Source organism: Methylobacter sp., assembly GCF_036845245.1.
In the GTDB taxonomy this organism is placed as follows: Bacteria; Pseudomonadota; Gammaproteobacteria; order Methylococcales; family Methylomonadaceae; genus Methylobacter_A.
The window spans coordinates 39,167-60,967 of sequence record NZ_DAIUEH010000018.1; the positions used below are offsets into that span (position 1 = coordinate 39,167).

Here is a 21,801-nt window from a genome sequence, read left to right on the forward strand (position 1 = left end):
GTCATATATTTTGATGATCAATTCATAAAACCATAATGGACGAAACAGCACGATGTAAATTAGAAATATCGGGGTAATCGGAATGGGGCCGATTTCAATAATTGAGATGATTATAAGGACTAGAATACAGAGAATACGCATGAGTTATTCCGTGTTCGATGATTAAGTTAAATTAATGTCAAGGGAATATTATAGGTTAATTGGATATTAGCGAATTTAAATAAACGATAGGGTTTAATGACACATTATAGAAAAATGCGGAAAGCGACTAAATCCGCCAACAACAGTCCCATTGATAAAAAACTGTTGATGCCGGATATATCAATTTGGCATGGCGGTTAGAGGTACGGCTTAATAATGAACTTGGCAAAAGTTCTGGTACCCATTATCTCCATGATTTCTTAGGCAGGTTGTCTAATGACGTAGAGCTACATGATCTCATCAATACCGGCAGAGTTTACTCATCAACCCATTCATAAATCTCGGTCAAAGCGGTATCGCATTGACAGCAACTTGTCCCGCAAGACGCAGTCAACGGCAGTTTACGCACCTTGCCTTTGCTGATCCATTTTCCCAACATGCCCCGTAAGGCATCGGCATCCATGTCGAAATGAGTAACCAAATCCGCCAGCGCAACCCGGTGCTGATCCTTTAAATAATCTCTCACATCAGACAGGATCATTTAAAGATTCCCGGTTTGGTTTTAGGCCCGTTGGCTCAGCATTCTTTCCCAGCAACCACAAGCCTAATAATACTGCTGAAAATGCAATGATTAATCCGCTTATCCAGACCAAAGAATAGTCGGGATGAAGGCTATAGGTCATCGCTTGATAAAAAACAGTCGCAGTCATGTAAGCTATTCCGGTCGTCCAGAACACCACAAACACTGTCCAGTTCATGTTGGTTTCCCGGTAGATGGCAGCGGTTGCCGCGACGCAAGGCGCATACAGTAAGATAAATAATAAATAGGCGAAGGCTCCGGCTTTACCGTCAAAACTTTGCTGCATCGCGGCGAAGGTACCGGCATTGACCTCCTGCTCGCTGGCTGCTGCGGCCACATCATCGACGGTACCGATATTCAGGCCCAAGGGGTCTAACAAATTATCTGCAACGTCTTGCAGGTTTTTAGGGACGGTTAAGCAAGCGTCAATTAAAGCTTGTTCAAGATTGAATGGCGCTTTATCTGTAGCTGAGCTTGGCGCTTCAAGCTGGCTATATAAGGCATCCAGCGTGCCGACCACCGCTTCCTTGGCTAGAACGCCGGTAAAAATACCCACTGTTGCAGGCCAGTTGTCTTTTTCTATGCCCATCGGCTTAAACGCCGGAGTCAGACCGCGACCGATCTCGCTGAGCACCGATTTATTGCTGTTTTCCTGTCCGAATGTACCGTCTGTGCCCAGCGCATTAAGAAAGTTCAGCACCAGCACCATCGGCACAATAACCTTGCCTGCATTGAACAAAAACGACTTGAGCCGGTCCCAGGTTCTGATAAATACGCCGCGCACTGTCGGCATGTGATAGGCAGGCAGTTCCATGATAAAAGGCGCTGACTCCCCTTTAAACAGGGTATGACGCATGATCAAGCCGGTCAACACGGCGACAGCTATGCCTAATAAATACAAACAGAACACCAGATTCTGGCCGCCGACCGGGAAAAATGCTGCGGCAAACAAAGCGTATACCGGTAATCTTGCACCGCAAGACATGAACGGGTTCATCAGGTTGGTCAATATCCGGTCGCGCTGGCTTTCGAGTGTGCGCGTCGCCATAATCGCAGGGACATTACAACCAAAACCGACAATCATCGGCACGAACGATTTGCCGGGCAAGCCGATCATGCGCATGAACCTGTCCATCACGAATGCGGCCCTGGACATATATCCGGAATCTTCCAGCGCCGACAGGAACATAAACAAAAAGCCGACAATAGGAATAAAGGTCGCGACGACCTGAATGCCGCCGCCTATGCCCTTGGTGATTAACACAATCAGCCATTGCGGCCAGTTCAGGTCAGTAAGCGCCAAACCTAGCGCGTCAACCAATAAAGCGCCGACCGATTGATCGAAAAAATCGACAAAGGCGCTACCGATATTGATGGTAAACATGAACATCGCATACATGACCAACAGGAAAATCGGGATGCCTAGAAAACGGTTCAAGACGATAGTATCGATTTTATCGGTCGTATGGCGACTCACTTCGTTTAGCTTGCAGACTGCGCCATTAGTCAGTTCATTGACGAATCCGTAGCGGGCGTCTGCTGCAAGAATATCTATTTCATCATCGGTGTCGGCTTCTACGCGGCGCTGTAATTGCGTGGCTGTAAGCAGAGGCGAGTTTATTTGTCCTTGGGCGTCTGAAGTTGTCCTTACAAACTGTTTTGCCAGCGTATCGTCTTCCAGCAAGCGAACGGCCAGCCAGCGCAGGTCGCAATGATGCTGCTTCGCGCTATCAAGCAATAAAGGTGAAATGTCAGCGATGGCCTGCTCCAACGCCGGAATATAACTGATTCTTACCGAAGGTACCGGCTTGGCGATAGCGGCATTATTGATTGCCGTCTTTAATGTGCCGAGACCGCCCTTGACTGAGGCGGTAATCGGGATAACCGGACAGCCCAGAAACTGCTCGAGAAAATCGACATCAATTTTAATGCCGCGTTGCTTAACCGCGTCCATCATATTGAGTACTAAAATCATCGGTACCCGCATCTCGATAAGTTGCGAGGTCAAATATAAATTTCGTTCCAAATTGGACGCATCGACGATATTAATAATTAAATCGGCCTCTTTGGAAGCGACATAATCACGGGCGACTTTTTCATCTAAAGACACTTGATCGTCGGCAGACTCTAAAGAATAAGTGCCGGGCAGATCGACCAATTCGATCAATTTATGATCGAAACTGTATTCACCGGTTTTTTTCTCGACCGTAACGCCGGGCCAATTACCGACATGCTGTCTGGCGCCGGTGAGCGCATTAAATAATGTCGTCTTGCCGCAATTTGGATTACCAACAACGCCAACCGTAAAATCAGTTTTCATTAGAGTTTCTCTATCAACAATATTGCTGCTTCATCCTTACGCAGGGTTAGTGAAAATCCACGCAATTTAATCTCAACCGGATCTCCCATCGGAGCAAAACGGGTAACACTGAACTCGGTTCCCGGCGTCAGACCCATGGCCAACAAACGTTTGCGATAAGCCTTACCCGACTGTTCAAAGCCGACTATCTTGCCCAAATCGCCCACGGCCAGATCTTTCAAGCTTATCGTCATAAATCAACCATTAAAATAAAGTGCATTAAAGATCAATCGCTCCAGAAGTTATCAACAATCATTCTCATTAAAGAAACTATATCATAAATGATCGGGAACTTTCGTATTTTTAAATAGGTGTTTTCGGAGAGGGAAAAAATTGGATGGATATAAAACAATTGGTCTTGTTTTGAATTTAAAGGCAGAAAAATACGGCTCTGATCGGAATGAAACTTTTTGAAGACGCTGTGTAAATCAATGATTTGATAAACTTTAATACGGGTTAGGCAAAAGTTGAAAAAATGGGGAATAAAATATGATGCTGGAAATATGGAACCGATGCCTCCCAACTTATCAGTATGTCATGCAAGTGAACCGCATGCGGGCAGGAAAAATAAGGCGATACCCGACCATAAAACACCAAAAAAAGATAATAATGCCAGTAAACGCATAGCGCCTGAGAAAAATACTCGCGTGGTTTCTTGTCTGATCTGATCTCTATCCAGACGCTGCAAAATATCGGGCTTGGCGATTAACAACACTAACGCCAGCAACGCCACAACGGTTATCACAATAACAGCGGTTTCTACCCAAAAGTCGGCTCGAATTCCGAGCGTGACACAGGCAGCATGTTGAACCCCGTACACAACGGCAAAATGCAAGACCCAAATGAAAGGACCGGCTAGAGAAAACAAAGCTATGCCAATGAATTTCTCAGAAAATTGCTGATTTGATGTTGTCATAATTAAATCATTCTCGGGAAACCATGAATTACCAGAAGACCGATCAGCGCTTGAGCCGCGGTGTAATAAGCCAGTAAATTAGTATTCTCAAGACTGGCAAAACGCACTCGGTCGAGCTTGCCGGTAAAATGCCGCGCGATAACAAACAGCGACATGAGCAGCACAGCAAAAACCAGCTGACCGTCTAAAATACCGGCCATATACACTAATGCTCCATAGCTTGATTTTTCAGGGCTAAGGCCCGCCTGCCACTGGCACCCTATCTCCAGACACACTGCAAGTACAGTCGATAATGCGCCGAGTAGCACTAACAGAGGCGTCAATAAATGCTTTTTACCCGGTTCCGGCAGCGTTCTCTTTGCCACGGCAAAAAATACCGCACCTGTAATAAACAACAATGCGCTCACGGCCGGCCACTGTAAGCCGGGTAAGCTCTCTGTATCGGAGGGCCAAACTCCGGGTGATACCGTCCAGGTATAAAGATAAGAAAACAAATAAGCGAAATAAAGCGAGCCGGCAACGAGCATCAGGATAACCATGGCCCACCAGCCATGACCGACCGGACCGGTGACATAAACCGGAAGCTTAAACCCGGCACCGATATCCACCGGCCCTTTGGCAGGACCTTTATCGAGTTCCCATGCCCAAACCAGAAAGCTGACAATAGCCAGCACCGCACAAACCAGCGCCGGTACAACCACCTTGATCGTCAGTAATAGAAAGCAGGCGGCGGTAAAGACCGCGGCGAAGAAATGCGTCCAGCTTGGACCGAGCATTTGGATCACATATTGCGGCTTGGCTTCAATCGCGGAGGTGACAATCGTCTCTCGGCCGCCGGTTGGGGCATTGGGCAAATAATGCTCGCCCGCCTCGACCTGCTCCGCCAGATTGGGTTGCTCCCACAAGGGCTCACGGCTTGTGATATGAGGAATCGAGCGAGTGGAATACACATCCGTAGGTAGCCATTCCAGGGTTCCGGCTTGCCAGGGATTGCTCATGCCGTGCTGCCCGACCCGAAAATTTCGCATCACGTCGATGATAAAAACCAGCACCCCGGCACCGATGATATAAGCGCCCACCGTTGATGCAAAATTATACGGCCCCCAGCCTGACGCCTCTGAATACGTCCATACCCGGCGTGGCATGCCGATCAGGCCGGTGATATGCATGTGCAAGAAAGTCACATTAAAACCAATAAACATCAGCCAAAAAGACCATTTTCCGAGCCGCTCGGACAGCATTCGTGTACTGACCATCGGCGCCCAATAGTAAAAGGTTGCAAACAGCGGAAACACCATGCCGCCGACCAATACATAATGCAGATGGGCAACGATAAAATGGGTATCGTGTGCCTGCCAGTCGAACGGAACCATCGCGACCATTACGCCGGTCAGCCCGCCGACCGTAAAAATAAACAGCATCCCCAGCACGAAAAGCGAGGGGGTTGACAACAGAAAACGTCCTTTAGCCGAAGCTATGGTACCAATCCAGGAAAAAACCTGGATGCCGGACGGCACCGCGACCGCCATGCTCGTTGCGGAAAAAAAAGCCAGACTGAGGGAGGGAATGCCGGTAGCGAACATATGATGCACCCACAAGCCGAAACTGAAAAAACCGGTGGCAATCAGGGCGACGACAATCAGCTTGTAACCAATCAGTGGTGCGCGCGCCATGGTTGGCACAATCATCGACACCAACCCGGCCGCAGGCAGGAAGATAATGTACACTTCCGGATGGCCGAAAAACCAGAATAAATGTTGCCACAACAACGGATCGCCACCGCCTGCGGCACTAAAAAACGGCCAGCCGAAAGACCGCTCGATCTCCAAATACATCGTTGCAAGAATCACCGCCGGGAACGCCACTACAATCATGCCAGCAAAAACCAGCATGGCCCAGCCGAAAATAGGCAGCTTATCAAGCGACATGCCGGGCGGGCGGGTTCGTAAAATGCCGACAATAATCTCAATCGCCCCGGCGATGGCCGAGATTTCAATAAAACCTATACCCAGCAGCCAAAAATCGGCATTATCGCCGGGAGAATATTCCTTTAATGTTAAAGGCGGATACATAAACCAGCCGCCTTTGGGCGCCAGATCGTAAAAAATCGTGCTGAAAAATACTCCGCCTCCAATGATATAGGCCCAAACTGCAAACGCACTGAGCCTTGGAAACGGCAAATCCCTGGCGGCCAGCATTTGCGGCAGCAACAGCACCCCCAGCGCCTCCATGGCCGGCACCGCGAACAAAAACATCATAGTGGTGCCATGCATGGTAAAAAGCTGGTTGTATAAATCCTGGCTGACCAGATGGTTCTCCGGTACGGCAAGTTGCGTGCGCATGACCAAAGCAATCAGGCCGGCGAGAACAAAAAAAGTAAACGCGGCGCCAATATAAAGCAAGCCCACTGTCGTGTTATTGACCGCAGTGAACCACCTCCACCCGGTCGGGGCTTCCCAAATGCGCAGCAATTCTTCCTCTTCACCTTCCGGCCGCGGTGAGATGTTGGGTAGCGCGGCTTTTTCTTCGGTTATTTTTGTCACTCATTCCTCCTCACGGAATTAACGGCTGAACTATATTAAACATTGCAATTACTCCAAGCCGTTTAGATAAGCCGCTAAGGACTGAAGCTCGTTTTCAGAAAAAATATCGAAAGGCGGCATCAAATTTTCCGGTTTAATCGTCTGGTGCTGACTAATCCATTTGGCAAAACTTTCCGTAGTATTTGGTAAAATGCCGGCTCCTAGCGACAGCCTATTGCCAACATGGGTCAAATCCGGTCCTATTTTTCCGTCCGCTTGGCTGCCGCGAATCGTATGGCAACCACCGCATCCGCTGGATAAAAACAGTTGTTCGCCTTCGCTTTGAAAATCCTGTCGGGCGTTCGCCCGCTCCTTGGCAACCCAGGCTTCATAGTCGGAAGGCGCCATAGCCACTGTATAAAATGACATCAAAGCATGGGCGCCGCCGCAATACTCTGCGCATTGCCCAGTAGCGATGCCGGGCTTATCTGCGCTGAAATGCAGGGTATTAATACGCCCGGGGATCATGTCGATCTTGCCGGCATACGCAGGTATCCAGAAGCTGTGAATTACATCCGCAGTCGATAACTTGATTTCAACAGAGCGTCCTGTAGGAATGCGCAGTTCATTGGCGCTTTCTGTGGTATGTCCATCGTCGTGCCGATAGATAACCCGCCACCACCATTGCTCGCCTACCACCGAAATATGTACCGGATCTTCGGCATGGACCAACGTTGCCCCGGCTTTTAAAATCAAAAAACCGTAAATCAATAGAGCGGTTAAGGTGACTACCGGAAAAACAATCCCCCCCCAAACAATACTTTTTTCACCGGCAAGTTTGTGACGCCAACCGGCAGGACCGGTTATTGAAATCAACATCAGCACGGATATTAAAACCGTTATCAACGCGGCCCCAATAAACATGATCCAGATTAACAGCGTAATCCGCGATGAAACCGGCCCTAGTCCTGCAAACGCCGATTGCTTGTCACCACAGCCCGCTATGACCAGCAAAGCCATGACGCAAAGCGTTTTGTTAATTGCATATCTCATTGCCGCAAGCCCTCTCCTGCTTTGTGATCAACGCGTTCCGCCAATGATTGACTTGCGAAGAACGCCGCCGCGGCTTCGGCCTGTTGTTCGGTCAAGCGCCTGGCAATAGTGGTCATAAGCAAGCCGTATGACGTTTTTGCTCGGATACCCTGGCGTAATACCTGCAATTGCTGCCTGAGGTACTGTTCAGGTTGACCTGCCAGACGAGGATAATCCGGACGCTTATTAACGCCATGGCAGGACAGGCAAGCCGGAATCTTGAGCGACCGGTCGCCGTTCTCCGCCAGTTGGCGACCCAGCTCCAGCTTTGGCGAAGATGGATATTGGGCGGGATTATTGACAGGAACCGTTAGGGACGCGTAATAGTCCGTCAAACGATTAATATGTTCATCATCGAGTTCACCGGCAATAGGTTCCATAAAGCCGCTTTGGCGCAAATCGTTATGGTATTCGTGTAACGCCCTTTTTAGATAAGCTTTAGCCTGGCCGCCAAGCCGAGGCACATACGGACTTGTCGGCTGCGCATCTTCTGTGTCATGGCAGCGGTTACAGGCGGTGATATTTATCTTGGCCCTGCCCTTATCGGCAAACTCTCTAGCTGCGTAATTTTGAGTTTCGATATTATCTTGGGCATTACCTCGCGCATAGCGTCGATAATCTTCCGGCTTCATTGAAGGCAGCGCTTCCAAAAAAGCAACTACAGCCCAAACTTCGTCATCGCGCTTGTCGCCGCTCCAAGCCGGCATGCCGGTGAATTGAATACCATGGCGCACCATCCAAAACAGTTGTTCACGCTTCCACATAGGCGCATGAATCTGTAAGTCGGGAGGCTGCGGCAACATCTGATCGTAAACCGGGTTGACCGATTGTCCCGGCACCCCGTGGCAGGTGGCGCATCCTCCTTGAAAGTGTGCAGCCCCAAGCGGCACTAGCTCGGTAAGATTCAGCTCAGGCGCGTCAACAGGCTTGCTATTGACTATAACCGATCGACTCTTGCCCAGCGTTAAAAGCCACTCAAGCAACTCCGGATGCCCAGCACTGGCCGCCACGTTGAAAATACCCGAATATGCAATAGCAAGAACAAGCACAATACCCCCGGCAAAAAGTCCAAGCGCCCAAGGCAACAATTTACGTAAACGGCTTTTTATCGGCTCTGCCATGAGCTGCTTTCCATTGCAAGCGCCTGCGGCGCAACATCACTTTGATCGCACAGCGTTTGGAACCAGCGGGAAATCAGCGCAACCGCAGCGAGTACGTAAGTGATCGGGCAAACACTAACCATCAATAGTCCAGCCAGCTGCTGGTCGGCGAGCTCAATAGTCATATTGGTGGGTGCCAAACTGTAAAGCACATGCGGCGCAAATATCAGCAATACGGCAATTAAACAAAGCAGCTTGCCGGTCAACAACAGCGCAATAACCGCCCGCCAGAGATGTTCGCCAGTCTGGTTGAAGACTGTGAGCCAAAACCATAAGGCCGAAAACAGCAGGGTTGCTTGCATCAGTAAAGCACCGGCGTGTCCTTCCATCGCCAGTCCGATACCTGGCGGCGAATGCCATGCAAACAACAAAGCAGTTTGCAGAACAATGGCCGCGAACAGCGTTGCCGCACTTGCCGGTTTGTCTGGTGAATAACGCAGCTTTAAAAGCAAACTTGCTAAAACGGGTGCAATAACGGTCATCAGCGCGATATGGATAATCATATGGCGTGAAAAAACACCTGCAACTTGGACATAGCAAAGTCCCAGTAATACCAGCAAGGACAAGGCCGCCAATTCCATGGCCATAAATGGCTTTAATCGATTAGCTTGCATTTGCAATTTCTCCTGGCTGTATCCAGGCATCTTTCCAATCAATATGATCGAAAAATACTTTTAACTTTTCGGTTATATAACCGCCCCGGCCAGGAGCACTTGGATTTTCGGAGTCTGTTTCCAGACTAGCGACTGACAGGGATGAGGTGAAAATTATTCGAATTAAGCTCATTAGTCTCTCCCCAATTAAATCTATTGATGTAGCAGAGCGGCCTATTGGCTATCATGAATATAATCGCGCGCCTTCGAAACCCTGTACCACATATACATAAGGTAGTTTTTGTTGAGTCGAGAATATGTCCAGGCGTTCGTTACCGTCTGTACGGTATCGCACTGACGAAAGCAGTAATGACCGCCAAAAACGTCAACAGGTATTGACTTATGACGGATATATAACCGGCCGAGCACGATGGAAGCAGATAAAATCTGGAAGGACTTTCGCAATATGAGGATGAGTACCCGGCTGATGGTTGGCCGGTTCAGCTTGGTTTTTCAGGTAATTGATGCTGTGTTAAAAACGTTCGCTTAATAGAGTGATCCGTGTAACCGGCCATAATATCAATTCGTAACCGTAAACCAGCCTGAATCGGTTTATGAGATTGGATATTTTTTATCAGAAGTTTACACTGAAAAGTTTATATCCACGATGAAACGCATCGAGCCGGAACTCAGCGTTTCATCGCGCGTATCGTTAGATATATCGTAAACTTTATATTTCAAACTCGGAGCGATCATGTCCTGAGTTCAGTAATTCCTGCATCCATTTTGGCGCTACTCCGCGACCTGTCCATGTTTTATCATCGTCATCAGGATGGCGATATTTAATAGCAACCTTTGCGCCCTTGCGAGCGGGCTTTTTCTCAGGTTCATGAATTTCTACCACGACATCAATAGAGGCTGCCAATTCTTTAATCTGCGCTATAACTTCTTTGCGTTTATTAGCTTGTTTATTTTTTAATGCTTTTTCTGCATTTTCAATAACAGCTTGCAATTCACTCTCAGAAAGATTTTGATATTCGGTCATTTTAAGTCCTTAAAGTTAAAATTATATAATAATTATATCATTATTATATAATTATGAATATATTAAATATCCTATATAAAATTATTCAACTTTAAAAGACTTTTCATTTAATAATTGGCCGTGCTCATCAACCAGTCTTACAGTCCAGTTACCTTTTTCAGAATCAGTCAATAACTTGCGGCTTGATGTGCGCCATATATCACCCGATATAATTAACTTCTTCTTGGAAACAAGCACGCCGTTTTTCAACCACTCGTGATAAACCTTGTGACCTTTCATTGCTTTTAATTCAGTAAAGTAATAGACCGATTTCGGTTTATTTCTAACGGCATCAACAATTCGCCCTATTTCTCCTGTCGGCTCTTTATTATTAATATCGTAAGTTAATACGGCCCTTATTACATTATGATTAGCCTTTGAATATTCAATATCTTTATTAACTTTTTCATTTGGTTGTTTCTTTATAGCTTGCTTAACGGTAATGTCGGCAGTTGGTTTGTTTTTCTTATTGGATTCTATTGGCGGCTTAATCCGAGAGTTATTTTGGGCTCCTACCTGTTTGGATATATCCGTTTCTTTTATTTCAGCCTCTTGAATTTTAACCGAGGGCATTACCTTTTCTTCTATCGTATTAACTACTAACTCAGAACTGTCTGAATCATTTTTTTGCGTATCATTATTAATGGCATAAAACAGTACCGCTAAAATTAAAACCAGCGCACCGGCGGCAAACAATATTCTTTTAACATTCCATTCGGTTATCATTTTAGGCTGAAAATCCTCCGTCTCTTTTCCTGACGAGGGATATTTAACTTTAATTACAATATTTCTTTTGTTTGTCATAAAATCACATGAGCCATACTTTAGGTGAAAACAATGAGTTGTCTTTGTTAGCTCAGCATTGCATATTTTAGTCAGCGAATGCGTTAAACATTGGTAATATACTACTTAAGAGTTCAGACAAAGACAAAATCCTTACAGAATAAATTGGATGTTCATGATGAGTAAGCTGCTTAAACTTTTTCAAGATTCTTCTTCTCTCTATGGTAGCAATGCCGGCTTTGTTGAGAACTTGTATGAACGCTTCCTGGAAGACCCTGACTCGGTCGAGCCCAGCTGGCAAAAAAAATTCAACGAAATTCACAACGGCGCTGATTTTGAGACACCTCATAGCCCTGTCGTAGAACGCTTTGCGCAACTTGCGCTTAAATCCCAAGGCAGACTGGCGAAATTACAAGGCTTTACCGAAGAAAGCGTCAAGAAACAATCGGCTGTCGCCCGGCTTATTAATCATTACCGGGTTCGCGGCCATCAGATTGCCGCCAACAATCCGTTAGGCAAAACCTTGCCACCTCCTCCCGATATGGATCCGGCTTATTACGGTCTCTCCGAGCCTGATATGGACACCTTGTTCGATACCGGCGCGCTTTACGGTGTCGACCGACTGCCTTTACGCGACATTATTGCCAATCTGCAAGAGATTTACTGCGGCAGCATCGGCTCTGAATATATGCATATAGCCGATACCCATATCAGGCGCTGGATCATAAACCGCCTGGAAAGTTCTAAATCCAATTTAGAACTGGAGCCTGAAAAAAAACTCTGGACGCTTAAGCTATTGACTGCCGCTGAAGGTATAGAAAGCCATTTACATAATCGCTTTGTCGGTCAAAAACGTTTTTCGCTGGAAGGCGGCGAATCGCTGATTCCGATTCTGGATGAGTTAACGCAAGGGTTTGGTGCAAAAGGCGTTAATGAGATTGTAATTGGCATGGCCCACCGAGGCCGGTTAAATGTGCTGGTCAACATTCTTGGCAAAAGTCCTGCCAGCCTGTTTAATGAGTTTGCCGGTACATCACCGCTTTCTCCGGGCGTCAGCACCGGTGATGTAAAATATCATATGGGATTTTCATCCGATATCAGCACACCCGGCGGTCCTGCTCATATAACGCTGGCATTCAACCCGTCGCATCTGGAGATCATCAACCCGGTTGTTGAAGGTTCGGTAAAAGCCCGTCAGGACAGAGCCGGAATAAACGGCATAAATACGGTAATCCCTATTTTAATCCATGGCGATGCGGCTTTTTCCGGCCAAGGCATCATCATGGAAACATTGAATATGTCGCAGACCCGCGCCTTTTCTACCGGCGGAACCGTTCATATTGTCATTAACAATCAAATCGGCTTTACGACCAGTAATCCGCTGGATGCACGCTCAACGCTTTATTGCACCGATGTAGCCAGCATGATTCAGGCGCCGGTTTTTCACGTCAACGGCGATGACCCCGATGCCGTTATATTTGTCACCCAACTGGCAATGGACTACCGGATGACCTTTAATAAAGATGTGGTCATTGATCTTATTTGCTATCGCAGACTTGGACATAACGAAGCCGATGAGCCTTCGACCACTCAGCCATTGATGTATAAAAAAATCCGCAAACTGAAGACGACGCGAAAACTTTATGCAGAAAAACTGATCAAAGCCGGGCTTATCAGTGCTGAACAAGCGACAGAGCTGGAGCAAAATTATCAAAAGCAGTTGGAAGCCGGCGAAGTTGTTTCCAGGCCCATCCTAGCCAATGGCCCGTATCCCTATACCCATCAATGGAATAAATTTCTTGGCACCGACTGGAAGTATCCCTGTAATTCTTCGGTTTCGATGGATCGTCTACGCTTTTGCAGCGACAGGATGCAACGCCTGCCGGCCGGTTTCGAGATGCACCCCAGAGTCGCCAAAGTCATGGACAACCGCCGTAAAATGGCGGCAGGAGCCATGCCTCTGGATTGGGGCTTTGCCGAAAACATGGCCTACGCGACGCTGTTGATGGAACAGTACAATGTTCGTCTGACCGGGCAGGATGTCGGTCGCGGCACCTTTGTGCATCGCCATGCTGTGCTGCATAATCAACTGCATAATAAAACCTATACACCGCTTAAACATTTGGACAAAGATCAAGGCATTGCCCAAATCTTTGATTCCCTGCTTTCCGAAGCGGGCGTATTAGGTTTCGAATACGGCTACAGTTCGACGATGCCGAATACCCTGGTTATCTGGGAAGCGCAATTCGGCGATTTTGCCAATGGCGCGCAAGTGGTTATCGACCAGTTCATCAGTTCCGGCGAAACCAAATGGGGACGCATGTGCAATCTGGTGATGCTGCTTCCGCACGGCTTTGAAGGCCAGGGACCGGAACACTCCTCCGCCCGGCTGGAACGTTATCTGCAATTGTGTGCCGAACATAATATGCAGGTTTGCTGTCCAACTACGCCTGCGCAAATATTTCACCTGCTGCGTCGCCAAATGCTGCGTTGTTATCGGAAACCGTTGATAGTGATGAGCCCCAAGAGTCTGTTGCGGCATAAGCTTGCGATTTCCACACTGGAAGATCTTACAAACGGTCAATTCCTGCCCGTTATTGGTGAGCAGGACGACATCAACCCGAAAAAAGTGACCCGCCTTGTCATGTGTGCAGGCAAAGTCTATTACGACCTACTGGAAACACGGCGTCAGGATGACCTTAAACACGTCGCTATTGCTCGTATAGAACAGCTCTACCCCTTTCCCGATGAGCTCTTTAAAGCGGAAATCAGTAAATACCCACAGCTTAAAGAATTCATCTGGTGTCAGGAAGAACCCCAAAACCAAGGGGTCTGGTATCAATCGAGACATCATTTTTCCGACAATATCGGTTCCAAAATCAGCATGACCTATGCCGGTCGAGAGGCATCCGCAGCGCCGGCTGTCGGTAATTTCCGTGTCCATATAGAACAACAAAAAGCTGTCGTTCAATCGGCCCTTTATGGCAAACCTTCAGGAAAATAATATGAGCATTGAAGTCCTAGTTCCCAACCTACCCGAATCCGTTTCCGATGCAACGCTGATCACTTGGCATAAGCAGCCCGGCGATACTGTTATCAAGAACGAAAACCTCGTCGACCTTGAAACAGACAAAGTTGTGCTTGAAGTCCCCGCCCCGGAATCCGGCATTCTCGGCAAAATACTCAAGGAAGACGGCTCTATTGTTGTCGGTGGCGAGATACTGGCTTTGCTGGAACCTCAAGCGGTAGAGGAAGGCCCAAAAACAGTTGCAACCAGTCCTGAAGCTGATGACGAGGAAGAGTCCGACATACCGCTAAGCCCGTCGGTACGCCGGTTAATTGCCGAAAATGCGCTGGAACCTTCCGCTATCAAAGGTTCCGGAAAAGACGGCCGCCTGACTAAAACCGATGTACTGGATTATCTGCATAAAAAAACCCTGCAGGAAGCTCAGCTGATAGTCCCTGTAGCTAAAGCCCCACCGGAAACTCCAAAAGAAGCCGAAACACCCGCCCCGGCCCCTTTGGTAATTGAAAGCAAAGGGATTTCAAATCTACGGCCGGAACAGCGCGTTCCGATGACCCGGCTAAGAGCCAAAGTGGCCGAACGCCTGTTACAAGCCCAGCAAAATGCGGCGATGCTGACCACATTTAATGAGGTCAACATGCAAAACGTGATTGATCTTCGCAACCAATATAAAGAACGTTTTGAGAAAAAGCACCATGTCAAGCTGGGCTTTATGTCTTTCTTTGTTAAGGCTTCTATCGAAGCTTTAAAGCGCTTTCCAGCTATTAACGCCTCCATAGACGATAACGATATTATCTATCACGGCTACTACGACATAGGCATTGCGGTCAGCACCGAGCGCGGCCTGATTGTGCCGGTCTTGCGCGATGCGGATCAACTCGACTTTGCCGGCATCGAACAAAGCATTGTCGATTTCGGCGCAAAGACCAAGTCCGGCACCTTGACTTACGATGATTTGAAAGGCGGCACCTTCACCATTACCAACGGCGGCATTTTCGGTTCGATGCTGTCCACACCGATACTCAATCCGCCGCAGTGCGCTATCTTGGGTATGCATGCCATCAAGGAGCGCCCTGTCGTTGAAAACGGGCAGATTGTTATCAGACCGATTATGTATCTTGCTTTATCCTATGACCATCGCTTGGTGGACGGACGGGAAGCCGTGCAGTTTTTAGTCACTATCAAAGAATGCCTGGAAGCGCCCGCTCACCTATTGCTTAACATATAAGACCATGCCAAAGAAACAAGCAAAATCGTTTGATGTCATTGTCATCGGCGCAGGCCCCGCAGGCTATTCCAGCGCCATCAGATGCGCCCAGCTCGGCTTAAAAACCGCCTGTATCGATAACTGGCATGATGAGCAAGGTCAAAGCAGCCTGGGCGGCACTTATCTGAACGCCGGTTGCGTTGCATCTATCGCCCTGCTGGAATCCGCAAAACTCTATCAATCAATCACGTACAACCTGAAAGAACACGGCATTCGGGCAGAAGCGGTTTCTTTGGATATTGCGCTGATGATGCAGCGTAAAAACAATATTATTGACTCACTGAGCCGACAAATCGCCGACTCGTTTGCTCATTACAAGATCGACTGCATTCAGGCAGAGGCCAAGCTGATCAACGAGCATCTGGTGCAAATCACACCAAGCGACCATTCGGCCGTATCACTCATCGAAGCCAAGCATATTATCCTGGCCACCGGCTCTTCCCCAATTGATTTATCCTGCGCACCCATCGATAACGAGTTTATTATCGATTCCACTATGGCATTGAATCTCGATGCCGTACCCAAGAGATTGGCTATTATCGGTGCAGGCATTATAGGCCTCGAATTAGCAGGCATTTGGAACCGGCTCGGCGCCGAAACCATTCTGCTGGAAGCTCAGGAATCCTTTTTAAGCCTGGCCGACCAGCAAATTGCACGCGAAGCCTATCGTATCTACAGCGAACAAGGACTGGAACTGCGCTTGGGCGCACGTGTTATATCAGCTAAAAAAGGCAGCAAAAAAGTTACGATAGAATATCAGGATAGCGAAGGCACTCATGCCCTGCGTGTCGATAAACTGATCGTTGCATCCGGCCGTAAGCCCAACACAGAAAACCTGGCTGCCGCCGAAGCCGATTTATTGCTGGATGAAAACGGCTATGTCCATGTCGATGAAAACTGCCGCACCAATTTACCCGGCGTTTATGCGATAGGCGACCTAACCGTGCTTGGCCCGATGATTGCCCATAAAGGCATAGAGGAGGGTTTGTTCGTCGCCGAACAAATTGCCGGTCGTCACAACCCCGTCAACTACGGTCTCCTGCCCAGCGTTGTTTTTACCGATCCTGAAATTGCCTGGGTAGGTCAAACCGAACAAGCCTTAAGAGCCATGGGCGAACCGATCAAAATCGGGACCTTTCCGTTAAGCACCACGGCTCGCGCTCAAGCCATGGGCCAAACGGAGGGCCTGGTTAAAATCATCGCTCACGCAGAGACCGACGCGATACTGGGCGTGCATATTATTGGCGTTCAAGCCTCAGAAATGATTGCAGAAGCCGTGCTGGCCATGGAGTTTTCCGCCAGCAGCGAAGACTTGGCCAGAACCATACACGCCCACCCTACCCTCGCAAAAGCCCTGCATGGTGCGGCGCTTATGCTTAAAAACAGGAAGTAACGACGAAGCCGACGCGGCTATTGCATTCCCCCAACATGTTTTAACTTTGCTTGCTCTGCAAACCTGGGCTTGATAGGCAGCCGTTCAGTTGATATGTCAACACTAATCCGTATCTGTTTTCCTAGCGCCCATTTCTAAAGCATCCTGGCTTATTTCATGTCAAAATATGCTTTTACTTTAAATGTATTGAATCGAGAACCTAGGTCTTTATGAAAATTGCTATTTTATCCCGCAACCCCAAACTGTATTCGACTTCTCAGTTGGTTAAAGCCGCAGAAGCACGAGGTCATAAGGTACGGGTTCTGGATGTATTGCGTTGCTATATGAACATTACCTCGCATAATCCATCCATTCATTATCGGGGTGAAGACTTGACCGGATTCGATGCTGTTATTCCCAGGATTGGCGCTTCAGTCACTTTCTACGGGACTGCGGTATTAAGACAATTTGAAATGATGAATGTTTTTCCTTTAAACGAGTCGGTGGCCATATCCCGGTCGCGCGACAAATTAAGGTCAACCCAGTTACTTGCCAGAAAAGGAATCGGCCTGCCGGTGACGGGTTTTGCGAATAATCCTGACGATATTGAAGATTTAATCGCTCAAGTCGGCGGCGCTCCACTGGTGATTAAATTGCTGGAAGGTACGCAAGGCATCGGCGTGGTATTGGCGGAAACACATAATGCGGCGGAGAGCGTTATTCAGGCGTTCATGGGACTCAAAGCCAATATCATGGTGCAGGAGTTCATTAAGGAAGCCTGCGGCAGCGACATTCGCTGCTTTGTGGTCGGCGACAAGGTCGTCGCCGCGATGAAACGCCAGGCAACAGAAGGCGAGTTTCGTTCAAATTTACACCGCGGCGGTTCTGCAACTTTAGTGCGTTTGACGCCTGAAGAACGTTCCACCGCAGTGCGAGCTGCAAAAATCATGGGCCTGAACGTGTGCGGTGTCGATATGCTGCGCTCTAACCACGGTCCAGTCATTATGGAGGTTAACTCATCGCCCGGACTGCAAGGCATCGAAGCTGCCAGCGGCAAGGATATTGCAGATTTAATTATTCAATTTATCGAAAAACGCTTTGAAACGCTGGAGATTTCTAAAGACAAATCGCCCACCAATACCAGCGCTAGAACCCGTACTCGCGGCAAAGGTTAACTGCGCCCGGTTTTCAATATATCTCAACTATTAACTTAAGAAGGCAAAATATGTCGGATTTTAAAAAATACCAGTGTCTGGAATGTGAGCATATTTATGATGAAGCCAAAGGCGATCCTGATAGCGGTATTGCGCCGGAAACCCGATGGGCGGATATTCCGGATAGCTGGGCTTGCCCGATATGCGGCGCTCCAAAAAGTTTTTTTAAGTTATTGGAATAACCGGGTACTTTTGGATTAGGAGGCGTCAAAAATGAAACATAACCGTGCTTTTTGCATTGCCTACATGAATCCGACAAAGAGATTTGAGCCAAGAGCGATAGCTTTTTCTCACTGTAAGTCCTTCAATAAAACCGCTAAAACCCTCATTTTGGCGCTGGTGTTTTCTTGTCCTGTCAACGTTTTCGCTGCCAATTCCTGGAGCTATCATCAAGAAAGCGACCGCTTAAGTAATCGAACCTATAGCTTTGCTCTGGCACCTCTGCCGTCGCGTGGTCTTTACGACAACCTCAGATTGGAAATCACTTGCAAGGACAATACCTTGCAAGTGTCCATTGAGGCTGACAGCTTGATCGCCTCGCAAGGCAGCGATTTTGATTTTGAATATCAAATCGACAAAAATCCTCCTGTTACGATTCAAATGAAGACTTTTCCTGACTCAAAACGAAAAGGTTATACCGAAGCATATGCCAAGCGCATCGTCGATGACATATTAACCGGACAGTCCATTTTTATCCGTATCAATACCATGATACGCAAGGTTCTATCGGCCGCCATGCCATTAGATAGTGCGGCCGAACCTGTTAAACACGTCATTAGCGATTGCGGCCTTAACTTATCCGGTAATGCGGCCGGTGAACCGGCTTATAGCTTGACCGAATTTGAACAGGAATTCGGTCAACTACCTCCAGAGCAGCAACAGCAAGTCTTAAGTAAACTAAAAAAAATCATCATGGAAACACAAAAGGCTCTTTTGATAAAGAAATGAGTATAATTACGGCATTATCGAACGCTGAGCTGATCTGGCTGGAAACATCGCAATGAAATCACAACCTATTTTTGATTACCCACTTTTTGCACTTGGATTTAGAGCCTTTTTTGCGTTAGCTGGCCTCGCGGCGCTGATTCTGATTGTTTTTTGGAATGCCATATTCAATGGCACTTTAACCTCGGAACATTATTATCCCGATAACTACTGGCATGCGCACGAAATGCTGATGGGCTATGCCGTAGCCGTCATTGCCGGTTTCTTGTTAACCGCAGTTAAAAACTGGACCGGCAAACCGACCTTAACCGGCGATCAATTGGCTAGCTTATGCCTGCTATGGCTTTATGGCCGCATCCTGCCGTTTTATGCAGGTTTGTTGCCTGACGCCTTGATTGCACTGGTGGATTTTTCTTTTTTGCCCGCCTTGGCTTATCAAGTCAGCAAACCTATCATCCAGGCAAAGCAGTTTAAAAATATGTTCTTTATAGGGTTGTTACTGCTTTTGGCGTTGGGTAACGGCTTAATCCATGCTGAAATGCTGGGCTGGCAAGAAAACATAGCAACAACAGGAATCGAACTGATCGTTGCGACAATCATCATCTTGATATTGATCGTCGCCGGGCGCGTTTTTCCTTTCTTTACCGAACGCGGCATACCCGGAACATTGATCATCAGGAACCCGTTGCTGGATAATTTGTCTGTGGCGTCTGTTGTAATCGTCTTTGGCCTGCAATTGTTCGGCATTTCAGGAACCTTGTTAGCTTTGGCTGCGATTGTTACCGTTATCGTGAACATTACCCGACTGGCAGGGTGGTATGTACAACGCATCTGGTATGTGCCGTTACTCTGGGTACTTTATGCCGGTTACAGCTGGGTCATCCTGGGATTTATATTGACCGCATTATCGGCCTATTCTGTAGTGCAGCCGTCGTTGGCGTTGCACGCCTTTACGCTGGGAGGAATCGGCGTATTAACCCTAGGCATGATGGCCAGGGTATCGTTAGGCCATACCGGCCGTGCGCTCAAGGCCTCCAATGCGATAGCCATTGCGTTTATTTTGATTAATATCGCCGCGTTGTTCCGGGTTTTATTGCCGATAGCAATGCCGCACTGGTACGAAAATTTAATTTATGTATCGACCCTTTGCTGGCTTGCCGCCTTCTCGCTATTTGTTTTTGTTTATGCACCTATATTAACCAGTGCCCGAATTGACGGTCAGGAGGGTTAATGCTGTCGAAATTGGATGGCATTGTTGAGCTGATAACCGGCTCACTGGTTTTGTTTTCCAGTATCGGCATTTTCGTATTGACTCTAAATGCCCGTTATACCCACGCAATAGGCCGGGTTAGAGACATTTACGATGAGTTGAAGATCAGTCAAAACGGTAAAAAGCTGGAAAGGGAACTCAATACCATGGTGTATCGCTGTCAGGTGCTCAAATGGAGTTTCGGCTTGCTGTTGTGCAGTGCGATAAGCAGCGGCGTATTTATGCTGGGTTCAATCGCTTTGCGCTTTACCGATCAAATCAATGCTGAAATTTTGATTCTGTTTGTCGTGTTCAGCGTGTTATTTATTTTCAGCTCAATGGTTTGCCTGTTTATCGATGTGTTGGCTTCTTTGAGGGCGACCATGATTCATATTGAAAGAGTGAAATAAACGCGCCCCTCACCAGCCTTAGCCGGCAGGTTTATAATAAGAAATTATCATATAAGGCTTAAAAATGGTTGGTTCGCTGGAAAAAAAGCTACCAATAATATCCCGTCGGCAATTCATTACCTTGCTAGGTGGTTTGGCACTCGCACAGACCCCAGGATGCGAATGGCTCGACCAGCCCGTATCCATCGCTACACTTGTCTGGCCCGGCTATGAGCCGATGTTTCTTGCGCGCGATAAAGGCTGGTTGAATGCACAACAGGTGCATCTGGTTAAGATGGCTTCAGCTACAGGCTCCTTGCAAGCACTAACCGATGGCAATGTTCAGGGAGCCGCACTGACCCTGGATGAAGTGTTGAAAGCGCGAGCGACAGGCCTGCCGGTCTCTGTGGTAATGATCTTTGATATTTCAACCGGCGCAGATATGCTGATTGCTCGTTCCGGCATCAAGCAACTTGCTGACCTCAAAGGCCGACGCATCGGCTTTGAACAAGGGACTGTCGGTGAATTGCTGTTAACTGAGGCTTTGCGGACTGCCGGACTGAGTAAAGAAGACGTCAAGCTGGTAACAATCGATATCGACAAGCATCGCAATGCCTGGAACAGCAACCAAGTTGACGCCATTACCACTTATGAACCGGTGGCCAGTCAATTGCTGGCCCAAGACGGCATCAAACTGTTCGATAGCCGGCAGATTCCCAATACCATCGTTGATGTGCTGGCAATTCGTAGCGATGCGCTCGGTTTTCGTCACGCCAACGCTATTCGGCACCTGATTGCTACCCATTTTTACACCCTGGACTATCTGAATCGCAACCCGCAAGACGCCGCCTATCGCATGTCTACACGTCTTGGCCTACCCGCGGCAAATGTGCTGACTGCCCTTAAAGGCTTGGTGCTGCCTGATGCTGCTAACAATTACCGCTGGCTGTACGGATCAGCACCGGAATTGCTGGCCAGTGCACGTAAATTGTCGAGCATCATGGTCAGGAGTGGATCGCTCAAGCAAGATGACACGCTTAAGTCATTAATATGCGCTGATTTTTTACCCACCGATTTTATGACCAATTGAGCGTAAATAGATTGATCCGT

20 protein-coding genes are annotated in these 21,801 nt (G+C 47.8%); 9 read left to right on the top strand and 11 right to left on the bottom strand.

The annotated features are described in order from the left end of the window. Positions 1-457: 457 nt before the first annotated feature. The 11 genes from V7051_RS09685 to V7051_RS09735 form a co-directional block, all read right to left on the bottom strand. Entirely contained in the window at positions 458-682 is a 225-nt protein-coding gene (locus tag V7051_RS09685) for a FeoC-like transcriptional regulator (protein ID WP_333874765.1), read from the bottom strand. Continuing rightward, positions 669-3,041: a Fe(2+) transporter permease subunit FeoB gene (feoB, locus tag V7051_RS09690; RefSeq protein WP_333874764.1), complete on the bottom strand. Its 2,373-nt coding sequence runs from the start codon at positions 3,039-3,041 to the stop codon at positions 669-671. Before feoB ends, V7051_RS09685 begins: the two co-directional genes overlap by 14 nt. Continuing rightward, positions 3,041-3,274 (bottom strand): FeoA family protein, encoded by a 234-nt coding sequence (locus V7051_RS09695; protein WP_333874763.1) that lies wholly within the window; start codon positions 3,272-3,274, stop codon positions 3,041-3,043. Before V7051_RS09695 ends, feoB begins: the two co-directional genes overlap by 1 nt. A gap of 341 nt (positions 3,275-3,615) precedes the next feature. Beyond that, positions 3,616-3,996 carry a hypothetical protein gene (locus tag V7051_RS09700; RefSeq protein ID WP_333874762.1) on the bottom strand — a complete coding sequence of 127 codons (381 nt, stop codon included), beginning with the start codon at positions 3,994-3,996 and terminating at the stop codon, positions 3,616-3,618. Positions 3,997-3,998: 2 nt separating this feature from the next. After that, positions 3,999-6,539: a cytochrome c oxidase subunit I gene (ctaD, locus tag V7051_RS09705; RefSeq protein ID WP_333874761.1), complete on the bottom strand. Its 2,541-nt coding sequence runs from the start codon at positions 6,537-6,539 to the stop codon at positions 3,999-4,001. A 48-nt stretch (positions 6,540-6,587) separates the two neighbouring features. Then, the gene (locus V7051_RS09710; protein ID WP_333874760.1) at positions 6,588-7,571 is read right to left on the bottom strand and encodes a cytochrome c oxidase subunit II; all 984 of its coding nucleotides are present in this window, start codon (positions 7,569-7,571) and stop codon (positions 6,588-6,590) included. Continuing rightward, positions 7,568-8,731, bottom strand: a complete 1,164-nt coding sequence (locus tag V7051_RS09715; protein ID WP_333874759.1) for a c-type cytochrome — start codon at positions 8,729-8,731, stop codon at positions 7,568-7,570. Before V7051_RS09715 ends, V7051_RS09710 begins: the two co-directional genes overlap by 4 nt. Next, entirely contained in the window at positions 8,716-9,384 is a 669-nt protein-coding gene (locus tag V7051_RS09720; RefSeq protein WP_333874758.1) for a cytochrome c oxidase assembly protein, read from the bottom strand. The genes V7051_RS09715 and V7051_RS09720 overlap by 16 nt, the downstream gene beginning before the upstream one ends. Beyond that, on the bottom strand, positions 9,374-9,556 hold the full coding sequence (locus V7051_RS09725) for a hypothetical protein (RefSeq protein ID WP_333874757.1): 183 nt from the start codon (positions 9,554-9,556) through the stop codon (positions 9,374-9,376). Before V7051_RS09725 ends, V7051_RS09720 begins: the two co-directional genes overlap by 11 nt. Before the next feature lie 537 nt (positions 9,557-10,093). Beyond that, positions 10,094-10,408: an H-NS histone family protein gene (locus V7051_RS09730; RefSeq protein ID WP_333874756.1), complete on the bottom strand. Its 315-nt coding sequence runs from the start codon at positions 10,406-10,408 to the stop codon at positions 10,094-10,096. Positions 10,409-10,489: 81 nt separating this feature from the next. Next, positions 10,490-11,251, bottom strand: a complete 762-nt coding sequence (locus tag V7051_RS09735; protein WP_333874755.1) for a DUF2914 domain-containing protein — start codon at positions 11,249-11,251, stop codon at positions 10,490-10,492. A 157-nt stretch (positions 11,252-11,408) separates the two neighbouring features. Between V7051_RS09735 and V7051_RS09740 the strand changes: the two genes are divergently transcribed. The 9 genes from V7051_RS09740 (at position 11,409) to V7051_RS09780 (ending at position 21,781) form a co-directional block, all read left to right on the top strand. Further along, positions 11,409-14,234, top strand: coding sequence for a 2-oxoglutarate dehydrogenase E1 component (locus tag V7051_RS09740; protein ID WP_442919648.1), 2,826 nt, complete (start codon positions 11,409-11,411; stop codon positions 14,232-14,234). 1 nt (position 14,235) lies between these two features. Beyond that, entirely contained in the window at positions 14,236-15,483 is a 1,248-nt protein-coding gene (gene odhB / locus V7051_RS09745; RefSeq protein WP_333874753.1) for a 2-oxoglutarate dehydrogenase complex dihydrolipoyllysine-residue succinyltransferase, read from the top strand. Positions 15,484-15,487: 4 nt separating this feature from the next. Beyond that, positions 15,488-16,915, top strand: coding sequence for a dihydrolipoyl dehydrogenase (gene lpdA / locus V7051_RS09750; protein ID WP_333874752.1), 1,428 nt, complete (start codon positions 15,488-15,490; stop codon positions 16,913-16,915). 209 nt (positions 16,916-17,124) lie between these two features. After that, positions 17,125-18,069 (top strand): 30S ribosomal protein S6--L-glutamate ligase, encoded by a 945-nt coding sequence (gene rimK, locus V7051_RS09755; protein ID WP_333874751.1) that lies wholly within the window; start codon positions 17,125-17,127, stop codon positions 18,067-18,069. Positions 18,070-18,119: 50 nt separating this feature from the next. Further along, a complete protein-coding gene (locus tag V7051_RS09760; RefSeq protein WP_333874750.1) occupies positions 18,120-18,290 on the top strand; it encodes a rubredoxin in 171 nt (56 codons plus the stop codon). Between the two features lie 31 nt (positions 18,291-18,321). Next, the gene (locus tag V7051_RS09765; RefSeq protein ID WP_333874749.1) at positions 18,322-19,056 is read left to right on the top strand and encodes a hypothetical protein; all 735 of its coding nucleotides are present in this window, start codon (positions 18,322-18,324) and stop codon (positions 19,054-19,056) included. Positions 19,057-19,108: 52 nt separating this feature from the next. After that, positions 19,109-20,284, top strand: coding sequence for an NnrS family protein (locus V7051_RS09770; protein WP_333874748.1), 1,176 nt, complete (start codon positions 19,109-19,111; stop codon positions 20,282-20,284). Then, positions 20,284-20,712 (top strand): DUF2721 domain-containing protein, encoded by a 429-nt coding sequence (locus tag V7051_RS09775; RefSeq protein ID WP_333874747.1) that lies wholly within the window; start codon positions 20,284-20,286, stop codon positions 20,710-20,712. Before V7051_RS09770 ends, V7051_RS09775 begins: the two co-directional genes overlap by 1 nt. Before the next feature lie 64 nt (positions 20,713-20,776). Next, positions 20,777-21,781 (top strand): ABC transporter substrate-binding protein, encoded by a 1,005-nt coding sequence (locus V7051_RS09780; protein ID WP_333874746.1) that lies wholly within the window; start codon positions 20,777-20,779, stop codon positions 21,779-21,781. Positions 21,782-21,801 lie beyond the last annotated feature (20 nt).